At 66.5% G+C, this 15,166-nt stretch carries 19 protein-coding genes; 12 read left to right on the forward strand and 7 right to left on the reverse strand.

Features of this window, described 5'->3' with window-relative positions:
- Positions 1 to 37: 37 nt before the first annotated feature.
- The 5 genes from C8D81_RS03985 to C8D81_RS04005 are packed head-to-tail and all read left to right on the forward strand — an operon-like array spanning position 38 to position 2,860.
- Complete coding sequence (locus C8D81_RS03985; RefSeq protein WP_133625588.1) at positions 38 to 496, forward strand: GNAT family N-acetyltransferase; 459 nt, start codon at positions 38 to 40, stop codon at positions 494 to 496.
- Positions 497 to 535: 39 nt separating this feature from the next.
- Entirely contained in the window at positions 536 to 1,627 is a 1,092-nt protein-coding gene (locus C8D81_RS03990; RefSeq protein ID WP_208109097.1) for an iron-containing redox enzyme family protein, read from the forward strand.
- On the forward strand, positions 1,624 to 1,863 hold the full coding sequence (locus C8D81_RS03995; RefSeq protein ID WP_094358469.1) for a CDGSH iron-sulfur domain-containing protein: 240 nt from the start codon (positions 1,624 to 1,626) through the stop codon (positions 1,861 to 1,863). The genes C8D81_RS03990 and C8D81_RS03995 overlap by 4 nt, the downstream gene beginning before the upstream one ends.
- Before the next feature lie 20 nt (positions 1,864 to 1,883).
- On the forward strand, positions 1,884 to 2,303 hold the full coding sequence (locus C8D81_RS04000) for an SRPBCC family protein (protein ID WP_133625589.1): 420 nt from the start codon (positions 1,884 to 1,886) through the stop codon (positions 2,301 to 2,303).
- On the forward strand, positions 2,300 to 2,860 hold the full coding sequence (locus tag C8D81_RS04005) for a TetR family transcriptional regulator (protein ID WP_133625590.1): 561 nt from the start codon (positions 2,300 to 2,302) through the stop codon (positions 2,858 to 2,860). Before C8D81_RS04000 ends, C8D81_RS04005 begins: the two co-directional genes overlap by 4 nt.
- Before the next feature lie 71 nt (positions 2,861 to 2,931).
- Here the strand turns inward: C8D81_RS04005 and C8D81_RS04010 are convergent, their stop codons facing one another.
- Positions 2,932 to 3,366, reverse strand: coding sequence for a MarR family winged helix-turn-helix transcriptional regulator (locus C8D81_RS04010; RefSeq protein ID WP_094358475.1), 435 nt, complete (start codon positions 3,364 to 3,366; stop codon positions 2,932 to 2,934).
- A gap of 81 nt (positions 3,367 to 3,447) precedes the next feature.
- Here C8D81_RS04010 and C8D81_RS04015 point away from each other — a divergent pair, with 81 nt between their 5' ends.
- The 4 genes from C8D81_RS04015 (at position 3,448) to C8D81_RS04030 (ending at position 6,939) form a co-directional block, all read left to right on the forward strand.
- Positions 3,448 to 4,536, forward strand: a complete 1,089-nt coding sequence (locus C8D81_RS04015; RefSeq protein ID WP_133625591.1) for an alkene reductase — start codon at positions 3,448 to 3,450, stop codon at positions 4,534 to 4,536.
- Complete coding sequence (locus tag C8D81_RS04020) at positions 4,533 to 5,402, forward strand: Rossmann-fold NAD(P)-binding domain-containing protein (RefSeq protein WP_133625592.1); 870 nt, start codon at positions 4,533 to 4,535, stop codon at positions 5,400 to 5,402. The genes C8D81_RS04015 and C8D81_RS04020 overlap by 4 nt, the downstream gene beginning before the upstream one ends.
- A complete protein-coding gene (locus tag C8D81_RS04025; protein WP_133625593.1) occupies positions 5,399 to 6,319 on the forward strand; it encodes a zinc-binding dehydrogenase in 921 nt (306 codons plus the stop codon). Before C8D81_RS04020 ends, C8D81_RS04025 begins: the two co-directional genes overlap by 4 nt.
- Before the next feature lie 209 nt (positions 6,320 to 6,528).
- Positions 6,529 to 6,939 carry a DUF3995 domain-containing protein gene (locus C8D81_RS04030; RefSeq protein ID WP_208109099.1) on the forward strand — a complete coding sequence of 137 codons (411 nt, stop codon included), beginning with the start codon at positions 6,529 to 6,531 and terminating at the stop codon, positions 6,937 to 6,939.
- 16 nt (positions 6,940 to 6,955) lie between these two features.
- Here the strand turns inward: C8D81_RS04030 and C8D81_RS04035 are convergent, their stop codons facing one another.
- Complete coding sequence (locus C8D81_RS04035) at positions 6,956 to 7,390, reverse strand: hypothetical protein (protein ID WP_133625594.1); 435 nt, start codon at positions 7,388 to 7,390, stop codon at positions 6,956 to 6,958.
- 168 nt (positions 7,391 to 7,558) lie between these two features.
- Between C8D81_RS04035 and C8D81_RS04040 the strand changes: the two genes are divergently transcribed.
- Positions 7,559 to 8,032 carry a hypothetical protein gene (locus C8D81_RS04040; RefSeq protein ID WP_094406306.1) on the forward strand — a complete coding sequence of 158 codons (474 nt, stop codon included), beginning with the start codon at positions 7,559 to 7,561 and terminating at the stop codon, positions 8,030 to 8,032.
- Positions 8,033 to 8,171: 139 nt separating this feature from the next.
- Here the strand turns inward: C8D81_RS04040 and C8D81_RS04045 are convergent, their stop codons facing one another.
- Positions 8,172 to 9,461, reverse strand: a complete 1,290-nt coding sequence (locus tag C8D81_RS04045; protein WP_133625595.1) for an NADH:flavin oxidoreductase/NADH oxidase family protein — start codon at positions 9,459 to 9,461, stop codon at positions 8,172 to 8,174.
- Positions 9,462 to 9,521: 60 nt separating this feature from the next.
- Between C8D81_RS04045 and C8D81_RS04050 the strand changes: the two genes are divergently transcribed.
- The gene (locus C8D81_RS04050; protein WP_133625596.1) at positions 9,522 to 10,097 is read left to right on the forward strand and encodes a TetR/AcrR family transcriptional regulator; all 576 of its coding nucleotides are present in this window, start codon (positions 9,522 to 9,524) and stop codon (positions 10,095 to 10,097) included.
- 21 nt (positions 10,098 to 10,118) lie between these two features.
- Here the strand turns inward: C8D81_RS04050 and C8D81_RS04055 are convergent, their stop codons facing one another.
- The 3 genes from C8D81_RS04055 to C8D81_RS04065 are packed head-to-tail and all read right to left on the reverse strand — an operon-like array spanning position 10,119 to position 13,485.
- Positions 10,119 to 10,946 carry an alpha/beta fold hydrolase gene (locus tag C8D81_RS04055; RefSeq protein ID WP_094458508.1) on the reverse strand — a complete coding sequence of 276 codons (828 nt, stop codon included), beginning with the start codon at positions 10,944 to 10,946 and terminating at the stop codon, positions 10,119 to 10,121.
- Positions 10,946 to 11,875, reverse strand: coding sequence for a VOC family protein (locus C8D81_RS04060; RefSeq protein WP_094458506.1), 930 nt, complete (start codon positions 11,873 to 11,875; stop codon positions 10,946 to 10,948). The genes C8D81_RS04055 and C8D81_RS04060 overlap by 1 nt, the downstream gene beginning before the upstream one ends.
- Positions 11,872 to 13,485, reverse strand: coding sequence for a bifunctional 3-(3-hydroxy-phenyl)propionate/3-hydroxycinnamic acid hydroxylase (locus C8D81_RS04065; protein WP_133625597.1), 1,614 nt, complete (start codon positions 13,483 to 13,485; stop codon positions 11,872 to 11,874). The genes C8D81_RS04060 and C8D81_RS04065 overlap by 4 nt, the downstream gene beginning before the upstream one ends.
- Before the next feature lie 131 nt (positions 13,486 to 13,616).
- Here C8D81_RS04065 and C8D81_RS04070 point away from each other — a divergent pair, with 131 nt between their 5' ends.
- The gene (locus tag C8D81_RS04070) at positions 13,617 to 14,255 is read left to right on the forward strand and encodes a TetR/AcrR family transcriptional regulator (RefSeq protein ID WP_208109101.1); all 639 of its coding nucleotides are present in this window, start codon (positions 13,617 to 13,619) and stop codon (positions 14,253 to 14,255) included.
- An 18-nt stretch (positions 14,256 to 14,273) separates the two neighbouring features.
- On the opposite strand, the gene C8D81_RS04075 is transcribed toward C8D81_RS04070, so the two are convergent.
- On the reverse strand, positions 14,274 to 14,933 hold the full coding sequence (locus C8D81_RS04075) for a hypothetical protein (protein ID WP_133625599.1): 660 nt from the start codon (positions 14,931 to 14,933) through the stop codon (positions 14,274 to 14,276).
- Positions 14,934 to 15,166 lie beyond the last annotated feature (233 nt).

The following is a 15,166-nucleotide window of genomic DNA, read 5'->3' on the forward strand; positions in this document are numbered from 1 at the left end:
AACCCGGCCGGTACACGGCCTCGCTAGCGTCCGGGTCGTGCTGACCATCACCCGAGCCGACTTCGGCGATCCGGCCCTGCAGAGCTTCCTGCAGGCGCACCTGGACGACCTCGAACCGACCGCACCGGTGGAGAGCCGACATGCCCTCGAGCTGGGGGAACTGCAGCGGGACGGTATCCGGCTCTGGGTGGCGTTGCGCGCCGGCGTACTCGTCGGAACGGGCGCCCTCGCCGCGCTCGAGCCCGGGCATGAGGAGCTGAAGAGCATGCGTACCGATCCCGCACACCGCGGTGCCGGTATCGCCTCGGCGTTGCTCCGGGTCCTGCTCGCCGATGCCCGGGACCGGGGGATCGAACGCATCTCGCTGGAGACCGGCAGCATGGCGTTCTTCGCGCCGGCGCGTCGGTTGTACGCCCGGCACGGCTTCATCGAGTGTCGCCCGTTCGGCAGCTACGTCGAGGACCCGAACAGCACCTACCTGACGCTGAGCTGGTAGGTCGTTTCGAGGCCCTCGACGCTGGGTATATTTGTCGACATGAGCGTCCTTACTCCCGGATTGCCAGGTCCGCGGGGTGCCTCCTCGCAGCATCTGTTCGATGTGCTGCGCAGAGATGCCCGCGATGTCGATACCAACGAGCTCGATGAGTTGGTGGCCGCCGCATCCGCACCCGCGCCAGCGATCGTGGACGACGAAGATCGACTGATCATGTTGTGGGTCCTGCAGGAGTTGGGATACCACGGTTTCCAGGATGTCGATGATCGCTGGGAGGTCGACCACCGGGCCGTCTGGTTGCGGGTGACGCTGGAGGACGCTCTCGAATCGGCGCTGCGTCCGATCATCGATCCGGTTGTCGAGCGCACCCTGACCGAGGCCCGAACCGATCTCGCCGAAACCCTGTTCTCCCTGCCGGAGCGCGAGTTCGCCGACACGCCGTCGCTGGCGGCGTACGCGCGTCGGAAGATGTCGATCGAGCAGTGGCGCGAGATGCTGGTCCTGAAGTCGGCCTACCAGCTCAAGGAGGGGGACCCGCACACCTTTGCGGTGCCGCGGTTGTCCGCCGAGGCGAAGCTGGCGATGGTGGAGATCCAGTTCGATGAGTATGGCAGCGGTCGGTTGGCCGACCTGCATTCGGAGCTGTTCGCCCGCGCCATGGTCACGGTCGGCCTCCGCGACGACTTCGGGGCGTACGCCGACTGCTGGCCGGCACCGGTGCTGGCGGCCAATGTCGCGCTCAACTGGTGGTCCTCGCGGCGCGAATGGGCCGGGGCAGTGGCGGGCCACCTGGCCATGATCGAGACGACGAGTTCATTGCCTTGCCGGAAGTATGTGGCCGGCGCCCAGCGACTCGGTCTTCCCGAGGATGGGTGGCGCTACTTCGATGAGCACGTCGAGGCCGATGCCGCCCACGAGCAGATCGCCATCCGCCAGATGTGCCCGGCGGCCGCCGAGGCGGATGGACCCGGCAAGGTGATCTTCGGCTTCGTCGCGGGGCTGTATCTGGACGGGCGGATCGCCGAGTACGCCTTGCAGCGTTGGGAATCCGGGGAGAGTGCCCTGCGGCACCCGCTGTCCGAGAGCGCTGACGACCCGACAGGTGACCCTGAACTGGAGCCGGCGTACCGATGAAGCAGCGCCGTAGCGAATCCGCGGAGCTGCCGGTGGAGGCGTATCCCGCCGAGGCCGTTCGCGTCACCGAGTGCCCAGGCGGTCCGGCCCTGATCCGCGGAGCCTCCCACGTGGTCGACGCCGACGGCGAGACCCATCCGGTCCGACGAGCCGTGGTGGCCGTCTGTCGCTGCGGCTATTCGGGTCGCTTGCCCTGGTGCGACGGGATTCACAAGGTTGCTGGCGGGGGAGCCTGAGCATCTGTATCATCTGATACATGATTGCGGTCTCGCAGCAAACCAGCGCATCAGTCGATGAGGTCTGGGCAGTGCTCAGCGATCTGGAACGCTGGGGCGATCTGCTGCCGACGTTCAGTTCCGTACAGCAGGTCGACGGCCCGAGCCCTGCTGGGGTGGGATCACGGTACGAGGTGAGGCAACCGGGTCTCCCGACCGCTGTCTACGAGGTCTCATCCTGGGAGCCGGGGCGCGGTTTCACCTGGGCAGCACGGACGAGGGGAGTGGCCACCACGGCGACCCACGAACTCACGTCTTCACCCACGGGGTGCACCCTCACTCAATCCATCACCTGGACCGGGCCGCTCGCCCGGGCCATCCGGCTGCTGCTGGCCGCGAAGGTTCGACGGATGGTGGCGGCTGAGACCGCGTCGCTGCTGCGGTCGGCGGAACGGGCATGACAGGGGAGAGCCCTCGGGATCTGCTGCTGCACAAGGCGGTTCAGCACTTCGCCACCCACGGCGTCCGTGATACCAGTCTGCGTACGCTGGCCTCGAACATCGGCACCAGCCAACGGATGCTCAGCTATCACTTCGGGTCACGGGAGGGCCTGCTGGCCGCGGTGATCGAACGGATCGCCGCAGCGAACGCGGACGCGCTGGCGCAACTCTTCGCCGACCATCAGGACCCCTTCGACGCGGGCGCCGAGAACTGGCGGCGTACCGCCGATCAGGCCCAGCTGGTCGGTCCGCTCTACTTCGAGCTGTCGGCGCATGCGATGTACGGCAAGGTGTACGCCGAGAGCCTGCGTGCCGCGGTGCTCGACCAGGCGCAGGAACGGTTCGCCGAGGCGTACGCCCAACGCACCGACGAGACGACCGCGCGCACGCTGGCGCGACTCACGCTCGCTGTGGGTCAGGGATTGCTCTTCGACATGTTGCTGGACGGCGATCGTGCCGCATCGGATCGGGCGGTGGAGGAGTTCACCGCCATGATCCGGCAGCGGCTCGCCGGTTGACGACGGTGCGGGCACTCGGCGCCGGTGAAGGAGGTCTCGTCCGACGTTCGGCCTGCGGGGCCGAGGCAGCGTCAAGACGTGGGCTGGCCAAGGGCCTTGCGGAGAAGCTCGGCCAGCTGGTTTTGCTCGCCGTCGCTGAGGTTGGACGTCGCCGTTCGGGCAAACTCGAAGCTCTTCTCGAAGGCCGCGTTGAGGTTGTCGCCCGCCGTTGTTCGATTGACTTGGCGTGATCGTCGGTCGTTCGGGTTGGCGTGCCGCTCAGCCAGGCCTCTGGCCTCAAGCCGAGTAACGACCTGTGTGATGTTGGAGGCGTCGCAGCCAAGCTCGTCGGCCAACTCTCCCATTCCTCGCGGCTTGGCGATCCTGCCCAGCACACAGGCATGGGCGACGCTCATGCCGTGCTGTGCTGCCGCGATCTCGTAGGCGCGGTCGTAGGCATCGACGAAGTCAAACATCGCACGTTCGGCCTCAGTCGCCGGAGAGACGGGACCGGAAGGAGCAGCCATGCCCGCACCCTATCACTTGATTCGCTCAAACAAGTGTGTGATGATGCTTGAGCCAATCAAGCATCCTTAGGAGAGTACGTCGTGCCGAACCTTTTCGAGCCTCTAGCGGTTGGGAAGCTCCAACTGCCGAACCGTCTGCTGATGGCCCCGATGACGCGGAGCCGCGCATCTGTCGATGGGGTCGTCAGCGCGCTGACTGCCGAGTATTACCGGCAACGCGCCAGTGCGGGTCTGATCATCAGCGAGAGCATCCAACCCAGCGTGATCGGCCAGGGCTACATCCTCACCCCTGGCCTACACGCCGGTGACCATGTGGAGGCGTGGCGGGATGTCACCGACGCTGTCCATGAGGCCGGCGGGCGCATCTTCGCCCAGCTCACTCACACCGGGCGGATTGGCCATCCCAGCCTGTACCCGAACGGGGAGCTGCCGGTGGCCCCGTCGCCGGTGGCTTCGGGCGAGCAGCTGTTCAGCCTTGAGGGGATGCTCGACCATCCAGTACCGCGCGAGATGACGACGGATGACATCCGAACCACCGTCACCGACTTCGCCACTGCGGCACGCAACGCTATCGACGCCGGCTTCGATGGCGTGGAGCTCCACGGTGCCAACGGCTACCTGATCCACCAGTTCCTCGCCGACAACACCAATCTGCGCACCGACTCCTACGGCGGCGCAGCGGACAACAGAATCCGATTCGCCATCGAGGTCGTCACAGCGGTTGCCGACGTCATCGGAGCCGACCGCACCGGTGTTCGACTCTCCCCGGGCAGCCCGTTCAACAACATCGAAGAGCCCGACCCGGCACCGGTTTATCTTCGGCTGCTGGAGTCGCTCGCCGATCAGAACCTGGCCTATGTGCACCTGGTCGAGGTCGGCAACCGGGAACTGACAAGGCAACTGCGCGCTGCCTGGCCCGGCATTCTCATCCTGAATCCCCACCCCGCGCCAGAGGCCTTCCCAGCATCTCCCGCCGCTGCCACCGAAGCCGTCGAGACCGGAGTCGCAGACGCCGTCTCACTGGCGACCATGTGGCTTGCGAACCCGGACCTTGACGCCCGCATCAAGGCCGGTGGGCCGTACAACACCCCCCACCCCGACACGTTCTACGGCGGCGATCACCGCGGATACACGGATTACCCGACCATTGAGGGCGGCCGGGCGGCATGAGCCGATCCGTCTTTGTCACTGGCGCACGGGGCAAGACCGGCCGCGAAGTCATCGCCCAACTTGGCCAGCGCGCCGAAATGGTCCGTGGCGGGTCCTCGCTGGACCCAACGGCCGTGGCTGACGTCGTCAGGTTCAGCTGGGATGATCCGTCTACCTGGGGTAGGGCAGTAGAGGGGATGGACGCGATCTATCTCATGCGCCCGGATGTCCCGGACGCTCCAGACCTCATCACTCACCTCGTCGCGCTCGCTCCGGGGTCACACATCGTCCTGCTGTCTGAGCAGGGCGCACACACCCTCGCCGACGATGAGTGGGTTCGACAGGTGGAACTCGCGGTCACCAGCGGCGCGGGCAGCTGGACGATTCTGCGACCGTCCTGGTTTCAACAGGTGTTGATAGATCCCCGCTACTTCCTGACCACCATCGTTGAGGAACGGATGATCAGCCTCCCCACAGGTGGTGCGCCGATTGCCTGGATCGACACCCGCGACATCGCCGCCGTCGCCGTGCAGGCACTCGTCGAGCCGGACCTGCACCACGGCAAGGCCTACACGTTGACCGGACCGGAAGGAGTCACGCTCGCCTCACTGGCAGAGGACATTTCGTCGGCCATCGGAGACCACGTCAGGTCGTTCGACCCGCCCTTGGAGGACGCACTGAGCGGCGCTGACCGGTGGACGCGCGAGGTCGTCGGAGGAATGTTCGGTCGGGTCCGCGAGGGCATCTTCGCCGAGGTCACCACCACCGTCGAGGAGGTCACCGGCCAACTCCCTCGAGGGATCGGGAGGTTCATCGCCGAGAACCAGGCGTCATGGGCAGGGCAGGCGACTGCGCCATCGGACACTCAGATGGGACGGACACGGTGAAGGCGCTCGTTCATCACCGGGGGAGTCGGCACCTGCTGCGTCTGGATTCCGTGCCCGAGCCCACACCGTCTCCATCACAGGCCCTGGTTCAGGTTGCCGCCTTCTCGTTCAACTTCGGCGAGGTCGCCTTTCGCACTCCGGATCTTCCCGACGGCACTGTTCCTGGGTGGGACGCCAGCGGGGTGGTGATCACTCCGGCAGCGGACGGTTCCGGGCCGGTGGCGGGTTCGCGGGTCATCACGTTCGGGTGGGCCGGGGCCTGGGCCGAGTTGCGTGCGGTCGACACCGACCAGCTGGCTCTCGTTCCCGATGACGTCGACCTGGCAGCCATCGCCGCGTTGCCCGTCGCCGGAGTCACCGCGCTCCAGGCGGTCCGGCGACTCGGTTCCGTCCTCGGACGGCGTGTGCTGGTCACCGGTGCATCCGGCGGCGTCGGCCGGTACGCAGTCCAGCTGGCGAGTCTTTCCGGCGCTGAGGTTGTCGCATCGGTCGGTTCCCCCGGTCGCGGCGAGGGCCTGGAAACACTCGGCGCAAGGGAGGTCATCATCGGCCCGTCCAACCTCGCTGAACGCGTTGATGGCGTGATCGACAACGTTGGTGGACAGCAGTTGGCCGACGCCTACAGCCGACTGGTGCCCGGCGGCGCAGTCGTCGCGGTGGGTATGGCCTCCAAGGAGCCGACCACGATCGATTTCGAGGCGGCGCGGATCCGTCACGACCGCGGGCGGATCGAGACCTTCAACCTGACCGTCCCGCTCGGGCCCGACCTCGAACGGCTGGTAGGCCTCACCGCTCGGGGCCGACTCATGACCCCGATTGGCTGGCGCGGAGGTTGGCGCCGGTACGACGAGGCCATCCAGTCGCTGACACAGCGCCAGGTGCGGGGCAAGGCCGTACTCGATGTTCGAGGGGAGTGACCAGATCTAGTCGCGACTCTTCGAGATGACATAATGTCGCTTATCGGACCAAGGCCTGACCCTGGGCTGGGGTCGGTTCAGGGCTGCCTCCGGGCGGTTCCCGGTGACCTGCTGCCCGCCGGCGATGAGACCTTTCTTGTGTGACCGCTTCACCCCCACGCTCATCGATCCGTTCTGCGAGTCCGTTCGTCGTTGCCGCCATCGCCGGCGTGATCCATGGCCTGTTCAGCGTCTACTGGGGCCTCGGTGGTGACTGGCTGCTGGAGACGATCGGCGCGCGCCTCGTCAACGCCTTCGAGGGTCGGCGGTGGCTGCTGCTGATCGTCGCCGCCGTGAAGCTCGGTTTCGCCGTGGTGCCGCTCGCCTGGACCCTGCGCGGATGGCCGCGCCACTGGATCTGGCGTATCGGGTGCGAGCTCGGTGCGCTCAGCCTCATCGTCTGGGGCGGTGCGAATACCGTGGTCGGCCACCTGGTGCTCGCCGGAGTGATCCGACCCGACGACGGTTACGACCGGGCGGCCATGATCGGCCATGGCTGGCTGTGGGATCCACTGTTCGTGCTCTGGGGCGTCGCCCTGCTCGTGGGCCTCATCCGCCTGCGGCGCCCTCGTTCGATCTGACATAACGTGCGCCACCTCATGCGGAGGCATCACCTGTCTCGGCCAGCCGCTGCTGCCACCGATCTGCGACCTCGCTGAACGACAGCTCCGGGTCCTCGATGGACTCGTCGTTGAAGTCGGCCTCCAGCCGCTCGGCCTGAGCATCGAAGCTGACGATGATCCGTGTCGGCACTTCACCCGACGCAGCGAGAAGGCTGCGTACCTCCTCCGTCTCGTCGAAGAAGGTACGCCAGAGTGCCTGCAGCTTGGACACATCCAGCTCGGTGCCGAGGTGCTGATCAAGGTCTTCGGCGCCGGTGACGATGCCGTCAACCCGATAGATCGGCGTGGCCACGACGACGCCGTCCTGCATCGACAGGTACAGCCAGATCCACTCAACGGAAGGATCCCCGTCGGCGAACTCCCGGGCTTCCCGCACCATGGTGGCGAGGTGGTTCTCGAGCGCCTGCAACCGTCTCTTCTGATCCATGGGTCTCCCGATCATCCGGATGGGGATCTTCAGCCTATGCGGCATAAGGGCAACGCGTCGCTCTGACATAACGTGCAGGACCCGTTTGAGCCATCGGTCGTCGGGTAATCGTTCTGTGACTGAAGATTCGCGATCTCTGGGAGTACACACATGAGCGAGCTGCTGCAGACCTACCTGCAGGATCATCACGCCGGCGCAACGTCCGGCGTGGCCCTGTTCCAGCGGGTGGCCAAGAGTCACGGCGTACCCGAGATCGCTGCCGCAGTGCAGCGGCTGAGCACAGAGGTCGAATCCGACAAGAACAGCCTGGAAGCGCTCATGGTGGACGTTGGTGTCCGCCCCTCGATGGTCAAGGACGGGACCGCACGGGTCGCCGAGATGGCCGGTCAGCTCAAGACCAATCAGCGGCTCCGCGAACGGTCACCACTTTCCGACCTGCTTGAGCTCGAAGCGCTGACCGCTGCCGTGTTCGCCAAGCGGCTCGGTTGGGCGACCCTGCTGGAACTGAACGACCCGCGTCTCCCCCGCGCCACGCTCGAGAATCTGCTCGCGCGGGCCGATGCCCAGGGACGCGAGCTGGAGCAGCTGCATCGCCGCTGCGCGACCGTGCTGCACCAGTCCTGAGGGTTGGGGGCGGGTGGCTTCGACTCGCTCGTTCCTCGCTCGCTCAGCCGGCGTGAGGTGGAGCCGTTCGTCGCTCGCTCAGCCGACGTGGCGTCATCTCGACACGGTGACCGTCGGCGAACCCACCCGCTCCCTGAGCTCAGCCGACGTGAGGGCGGTCGGCCAGCCACTTCCGGTAGCGGCGCAGAGCGCGCTGTTGAAGCAGGGCTTCCTTCACCAGCGCGATTCGCGGGCTCATTCCCGGGCGGGTACGCCGCCCGGCACCGAGCCGACGCAACTGCTGGCGTACCCGCGCCATACTCGCCGCCGAGGCGATCGCCTTGTCCGTGAAGCGCACCGCGGCCAGCACGACCTTGGCATCGGGGTCCCGGCGCCAGGTGTTCGGCAGATCGGGGTCGACACCGAGGGCGCTGCCCATCCCGACCAGGTCGACGCCGCTTGCGAGCACCTCTTCAGCGACGCGAAGCCGGACGATTCCCCCGGTCACCATCAGCGGGACCGGACTGCTGGTGGCCAATTCTTCAGCCAGGCTCAGAAAGTATGCCTCGCGGGTGCTGCTCCGGGCATCTCGGGTCTGACCGGTCATTGCCGGTGCCTCATAGCTGCCGCCGGACAGTTCCACGACGTCGACCCCAAGGGGGGCGAGCATCCCGATGACCGCCGCAGCATCAGCGGCATCGAATCCGCCGCGCTGGAAATCGGCGGAGTTCAGCTTGACCGCGACCGCGAAACCGGGGCTCACCACAGCCCGGACGGTGCGTACGATCTCCACCAACAGTCGAGCACGGTTCTGCAGGCTGCCGCCCCAGTGATCGGTACGCCGGTTCGCCAATGGTGACAGGAATTGCGAGAGCAGATAACCGTGGGCGGCGTGGATCTCGACACCGTCGAAACCTGCTTCCTCAGCACGCTGCGCCGTGACCCGGAAACGCTCGATGATCTCGGCGATCTGCGCCTCGGTCATCTCGGTCGGTTCGGCGAACCGCTTGCTGTTCCGGCCGAGGTCCACCCGGATCGCCGATGGCGCCCAGGCGACCCCCGGCATATCCGCGAGCACCTGGCGGCCCGGGTGGTTGATCTGCATCCAGATCTTCGCGCCACCGCTGCGGCCGGCACTCGCCCACTCGCGGAACGGCTCGAGCGGCGCCGCGGCGTCGAGCACGACACCACCGGGTCCGGTGAGTGCCGCCGCGTGCACCATCACGTTCCCGGTGATGAGCAGCCCCGCTCCCCCGCTGCTCCAACGCCGATAGAGCCGGAACAGGTGCTCGTCTGGCAGTTGTCCTGGACCGGCCATGTTCTCCTCCATGGCGGCCTTGACGAGGCGGTTCGGCAGCACCGAGCCATTCGGCAGGACGAAGGGCTCAAATACCGCCGAGACCGGCCCGGAGGCGGCAGAGTGGGTTGATGCGGACGCGATGGATGGCATCGGTGCTCCTGCTAGGATATGTTTACGTTGCTCACATGAGCATAGAAGGAGATGTTAGCGGTGTCAACACCGGCGAAGAGTGCGTACCACCACGGCGACCTGCGCGCCGCGCTGCTGACGACGGCGATGCGAATGCTGGAGGCCGGCGAGCCGTTCTCGTTGCGCGCAGTCGCCCGCGAGGCCGGCGTCTCCCCCACCGCGCCCTACCGGCACTTCACCGACCGGGACGCCCTCGAGTCCGCGTTGGCCGCCGTGGGGTTACGGGATCTGTTGGCCGAACTGACCGAAGGTCGCGAGCCACCGTCCAGTCCCACAGAGCTGAGCGAGTTCGCGATCGCCTATGTGCGTTTCGCAATGCGGCGCCCGGCCCTCTTCCGACTGATGTTCGGCAATGCCTGTGACGAGGGCAACGCGGAGCGCGTCGAGGCAGCCGGGCGCATCCACCAGGTGCTCCAGGCGGCCATGGCCCAGGTGTTCCCGGATGCCGATGCCGACTCGCTGGCCTCCGCGGGCTGGGCACTCGCGCACGGCCTGGCGTACCTCCATCTGGACGGCAAGCTGCCGGCCGACTCCCAGGAGATGATCGACGACCGGGTACGCGCCGCCTTCGCCGCCATCCTGGACGTCCGCGGCTGACCTCCGACGAGGGTCAACCTCTCAGTGGTTCAGCACGAAGTCCGTGACCAGGCGGTTGAACTCCTCGGCCCGTTCCAGTTGTGCCCAATGCCCACACCGGTTGAACAGCACGGCTCGCGAGTCTGGAATGTTCGCTGCCAGGAAGAGCGTCGACTCGAAGGACACCACCCGGTCGTCGCGGCCATGGATCAGCAGTGCCGGCACGCCGATCTCGCCGACCCGGTTCAGGTCCAGCCAGATCGGAATCGGCGCGTTCGGTACGGCCGCGGCGATGTTCGCCAGGTGCTCCGGATGCGCCAGCGCGGAATCCGAACGTTCCCTGGAGAGTTCGGGTGTCGCGAACCGGTCCTTGTCGAACACCATGATCTCGACCAGCCGGCGCATGCCTTCGGGCGAGGCGTCGGAATAGGTCTGGAACATGACCTTCAGGCCCTCGGTCGGGCCACCACCCGCACCGAACAGGAACGGTTTCATCTGGATGGGCGGACCCATGGTGACCAGGTGTGAGACCCGCTCGGGCCGCTCCACCGCCATCCGTAACGAGGTGTGCCCGCCCATCGAATTGCCGACGAATGCGGCCCTCTCGATGCCGAGCGCATCCAGCAATTGGGTGGCCGCCTCGACGTGATCGAGAGTGCCGAAGTCAGCCTCGGACGACCCACCCCAACCGGGCATGTCCGGTGCGATGACCCGGAAATTCGCCGCCAGAGGGTCGATGTTGGGCGCGTAGTTGCTCCACCCGGTTGCACCGGGGCCTCCCCCGTGCAGCAACAGGACCGGGTGGCCCGCACCCGCTTCCTGATAGCTGATTCGCCAGTCCGGAGTGTCGATGACTCTCATCTCGGCCATCACCGATCACCGCCCGCCGGGATACCGTCGCCGACCAGCTCGTGCAGCACCTCGGGCGGGTGATGACCCCACCAGTGCAACTGATCCAGCGTACGAACCTCCCAGGTCTCGTCGTCGAGCAACAGGCCGCCCCAGCCGTACTCGACCGAGAAGCCCGACGGTGTGATCACATAGAAGCTGAACATGTGGTCGTTCGGATGCATCCCCAGGGTCATCTCGAAGGGCTGCTTGGCGCGCAGGCAGCGGTCATAGGCCATCCCGACATCGCGGATGTCGCTGACCTCCATCATGAAGTGGTGGGTCCGCTTCGGGTGCGGCATGTCACCGAAGGCGATCGAATGGTGCCGGGGATTGCAATGCAGGAAGGCGAGATCGACCACCATGCCTGGAGCCAGTTCCTCGACGATCAGGTCGCTCATCCGGAATCCGAGCAGGTCCTGGTAGAACGCGAGATAGGTCTCACGCGGTACGCCCTTGGACAGCAGCACCTGATGCCCGGCGCCGCCTTCACCGGTCACGAACTCCCCGACAAGCACCTCACTGTGGAACGGCGTGGCAGCATCAGCCAAGCCGGTGACCAGTTCCAACTCGTTGCCGATCGGGTCGGTGACCCGGACGAGGCGTTCCACCTTGCGTGCGGCCACCAATGCCGGATCGCCCTCGGTGACCTGGACGCCCGCTGCGCGCAGTCGGTCGATCAACGAATCCAACGCCGCCGAGGATTCCACCAGGTATCCAGATCTGACCAGATCATCGGCCGGGCCGCTGGTCAGGATCCAGCGGTGCGCCTTCTGATCGGTTCGCAGGGTCAAGGCATCGGCGGATCGCTCGCCGAGCTGCATGCCCAGCAGGGACACGGCGAACCGTTCCCAGGCGTCCAGGTCGCTCACCTCGTAGACCACGTAAGCGAGTTCGGTGACTGTACTCATCGGTTTCCTTCCTCTGCGGCCATGCCGCTGTGTATCGACTCTTCGGTGGGTTCGTCAGACTTCGGAACGGCGAGGCCGCTGGTGTCGGCGGCCGCGACGAACTTGTCCGGACGGATCGCGATCACCCGGACCCCGTACCGGTCGAACCAAGGCAGCAGGCCGTCCTCGAGGTCAACCAGGTCGGTGCTTGAGCGGGTGTACGCCGCCCGCGGACGGATGGCGGCATAGGACGCCCCGAGCGCGTCCCAGTCAGCCTTCTCGGCGGGTGTCAGTGCCATCTCCGGATCAAAGTCATTTCCGAGCAGGACGAATCCCTTCGGCAACAGGGCATCCAGCCGATCGATCCGGCCGATGGCACTGGCAACCAGGGGTTGCGGGAGATACCGACCGACGATCGACGCGTCACCCACCTCGCCCCGCAGCCAGCCGGCCGCGAGTGTCGGCGGGGCGTTCAGCGGTGGTTCCCACGGGGTCACCAGGTTCTCCGGCACCGTATTCATAGCCGCAATCTCGGCCTCGCTCGCTTCCTGCTTGATCACCCTCCCCAGGGCGACCGCGATTCCGGTGTAGAACTCCGCGGAGGGGCGCCGCTCGGCCTCGTAGGTGTCGAGCCAGTCCTCGGACAGCTCACCCCGGACGATGCCGGCGAGTTTCCAGCCGAGGTCGTACGCGTCCCGCATACCGGTCTGCATGCCGGCGCCCGCCCACGGGGGCATCAGATGCGCAGCGTCGCCCGCGAGGAAGACCCGGCCTCGACGGAAGCTGTCGGCCATTCGCACGTGGTGCCGGTAGAAGGCGTACTGATGGATCGAGACATCGGCCGCCGTGACACCGAGGGCCGCCAGCAGGGGCCACACCTCGGCATCACTGGGAAAGTCCTGCTCGGACTCCCCCGGCTTGAGCGGGATCTCCCAGCGGTGGTTGCCGGCCGAGAGCGCGATGTCCACCACCGGTCGCTCGCTGTCGGTCCAGAAGGTGAGGAAGTCCCGGTCCGGCCACCAGCGTTTCACCCGGCAATCGATGACGATCCACAGTGTGTCATTCGTGTCACCAGTCATCGGGATGTCGATCAGCTTGCGTACCGCCGAAGAACCACCGTCGGCACCGATCGCATACCTGGCACGGGTCATCGTCTGCTCACCGGTCACCTGATCGCGTGCGGTGATGGTGACACCGTCGGCGTCCTGGTCGACGGCCACCACCTCGGCACCGAAGTGCACCTGCAGTCCGTCGAGTTCCTCGGCGCAGGCACGCAGCTCGGCCTCCAGCACCGGCTGATAGATGTTGTAGAAGCGTGGTCTGCTGCCGCGCGTCCCCAGCGTGCTCGGCGGATGCTCGACCCGCATCACCTCCTGTCCGGCATACGTCACCCAGCGCAGGGCACGTTGCGGGTCGATCACCCGGTCAACACGATCGTCCACGCCGAGGTCCTGAAGGATCCGCATGGTCCAGTCATTGATGGTCACGGCTCTGGCGCGGGCGTAGATGTCCTTGTCCCGTTCGAACGCGGCCACTCGCGCTCCCCTGCCCGCCAGGGTCAGGGCGGCAGTCAGACCGGTCGGCCCATATCCCACCACCGCGACATCGGCGTCGTAGTGCTGCTCAGTCATCCTGGACTCCACATGTTTTGGACCGATCGTTCGGTTCATTAGTGGCAACCGTCACATCTCCACCCGAGACGCGTCAAGGATCTGGGTGAGGATTCCGGTGTGCAGAAAGCTGGCCGCCTATGCTGCACGGCGTGGACAATGCGTACGCCGGGAACCGCCGGGGGCGGCAGTCCCGCGAAGAGATCCTCGACGTCGCCTCGCGGGTGATGGCTGAACGCGGCTACTCGGCGACCACCATGTCGGTGCTCAGCGCCGAGACCGGGCTGCCGAAGAGCGCGATCTATCACCACTTCCATTCCAAGGGCGGACTGCTGTCCGCGGTGATGGAGCGGGGGGCGTACGAATTCTTCCAACACATGAGGCAATCCCAGGCCGACCCGCCGGACGACCTCTCCCCCGCCGAGCTGATCGGCTGGTTCCTTCAGCGCACCGGAGAGGTCTTCCTCGCCAAGCCGGATTTCCTGCGCCTGCACCTGATCCTGCTGATGAGCACCGAATCGGTGAGCGATGTCGCGGTCGGCGACATCCTGCAGCGGGTGCGCCAGGACGGGCGCCAGCACATGCGTTGGATGATCGCCCAATCCTGGGCGAGCCTCGGGCCGGAGGTGGCCGATCGGGTTGGTCGGTCTCTGGACTACTTCGGCATCGCCGGCTTCGACGGCGCCTTCGTCGCCTGGCAGGCGGATCCCGAGCGGTCGATGAGCGCACAGATGGCGCTGCTCGCCGAGGCGATGGTCGCGATCGCCGATCGGGTCATCGCTGAGGGCTGATCCCGAAGCGTGGTGGCCTCAGGCGTCGCAGGTCTTGACCAGGGTCATCTGCTGGAATCGCTGCCAGGTCTGACCGCCGTCGAGGCTGACCTCGCCGTATTCGTGCCAGGCGCGCCAATTGTCGGTGAAGTCGGTGACGTAACGCACCGCGACCCCGGGTCCGGCCGGGAACTGCCAGGACCAACCGGTCGGGGTCACCACCAGGTCGGTGACCAGTTGATTGCCTTCGTTGTACGCCGTCCAGCTGATGCCGCCGCCGGCCATCGGTTCCGCGATCGCATACGCCGAGAAGACCGTCACCGACGGATCGGTGGGCGAGGTGCCGGTGCCCTTCACCTCGAGCCGGGTGCCGCCCGGCAGGAACCGGATCTCCTCGGTCTGGACGTAGTAGGAGCGCCCCTGCTGACCGTCGTTCCAGCCGTATCCGACCCACTCCCCTGCCATGTAGTCCAGGGTGCGCATCGCGGGCGCCGCGGGCGCCGAGGTCAGATCGTCGCACTGCGGCAGATTCCGGTTGGCGAGCCCCTGGCCGCGCAGCGCGGCGTTGGTCTTCTGCTCGACCTTCGCGTAGTGCGAGCCACGTGGCGGCGTGCTGTCGGCGGCGTACGCCACACCACTGCCGGTGACGAGAGTGGCCGCGAGCGCGGCCACGGTGATTCCGATCGAGCGGATGAACATCTGGTCTCCCCGGATAGTCGTGCCGTGGTCAGCACGCTAGCGACGCCGAAGGTGAGTCGGCCCGCATCGTGGCATGACATTTGTCATCGGTTCGTGGGGTTCATCTCGACACGGCAGCCATTGCTCCGCTTCGCTCCGCATGGCTGCCTACTCGATGAACGTGGGAAGGCTCCGCTTCGCTCCGCCGGGGCAGCTACTCGATGAACGTAGACTTTGCTAGGTTCGACGCCTTG

Origin of the sequence: Enemella evansiae (genome assembly GCF_004362375.1) — a bacterium.
Classification (GTDB): Bacteria; Actinomycetota; Actinomycetes; order Propionibacteriales; family Propionibacteriaceae; genus Enemella; species Enemella evansiae.

Bases quoted from the DNA above. Each gene is read 5' to 3' on its own strand.
- C8D81_RS03995 (WP_094358469.1), top strand. From the start codon at position 1,624: ATGAAGCAGCGCCGTAGCGAATCCGCGGAGCTGCCGGTGGAGGCGTAT.
- C8D81_RS04040 (WP_094406306.1), top strand. From the start codon at position 7,559: ATGAGCGAGCTGCTGCAGACCTACCTGCAGGATCATCACGCCGGCGCA.
- C8D81_RS04010 (WP_094358475.1), bottom strand. From the start codon at position 3,366: ATGGCTGCTCCTTCCGGTCCCGTCTCTCCGGCGACTGAGGCCGAACGT.
- C8D81_RS03990 (WP_208109097.1), top strand. From the start codon at position 536: ATGAGCGTCCTTACTCCCGGATTGCCAGGTCCGCGGGGTGCCTCCTCG.
- C8D81_RS04045 (WP_133625595.1), bottom strand. From the start codon at position 9,461: ATGCCATCCATCGCGTCCGCATCAACCCACTCTGCCGCCTCCGGGCCG.
- C8D81_RS04055 (WP_094458508.1), bottom strand. From the start codon at position 10,946: ATGGCCGAGATGAGAGTCATCGACACTCCGGACTGGCGAATCAGCTAT.
- C8D81_RS04075 (WP_133625599.1), bottom strand. From the start codon at position 14,933: ATGTTCATCCGCTCGATCGGAATCACCGTGGCCGCGCTCGCGGCCACT.
- C8D81_RS04060 (WP_094458506.1), bottom strand. From the start codon at position 11,875: ATGAGTACAGTCACCGAACTCGCTTACGTGGTCTACGAGGTGAGCGAC.
- C8D81_RS04000 (WP_133625589.1), top strand. From the start codon at position 1,884: ATGATTGCGGTCTCGCAGCAAACCAGCGCATCAGTCGATGAGGTCTGG.
- C8D81_RS04065 (WP_133625597.1), bottom strand. From the start codon at position 13,485: ATGACTGAGCAGCACTACGACGCCGATGTCGCGGTGGTGGGATATGGG.
- C8D81_RS04020 (WP_133625592.1), top strand. From the start codon at position 4,533: ATGAGCCGATCCGTCTTTGTCACTGGCGCACGGGGCAAGACCGGCCGC.
- C8D81_RS04005 (WP_133625590.1), top strand. From the start codon at position 2,300: ATGACAGGGGAGAGCCCTCGGGATCTGCTGCTGCACAAGGCGGTTCAG.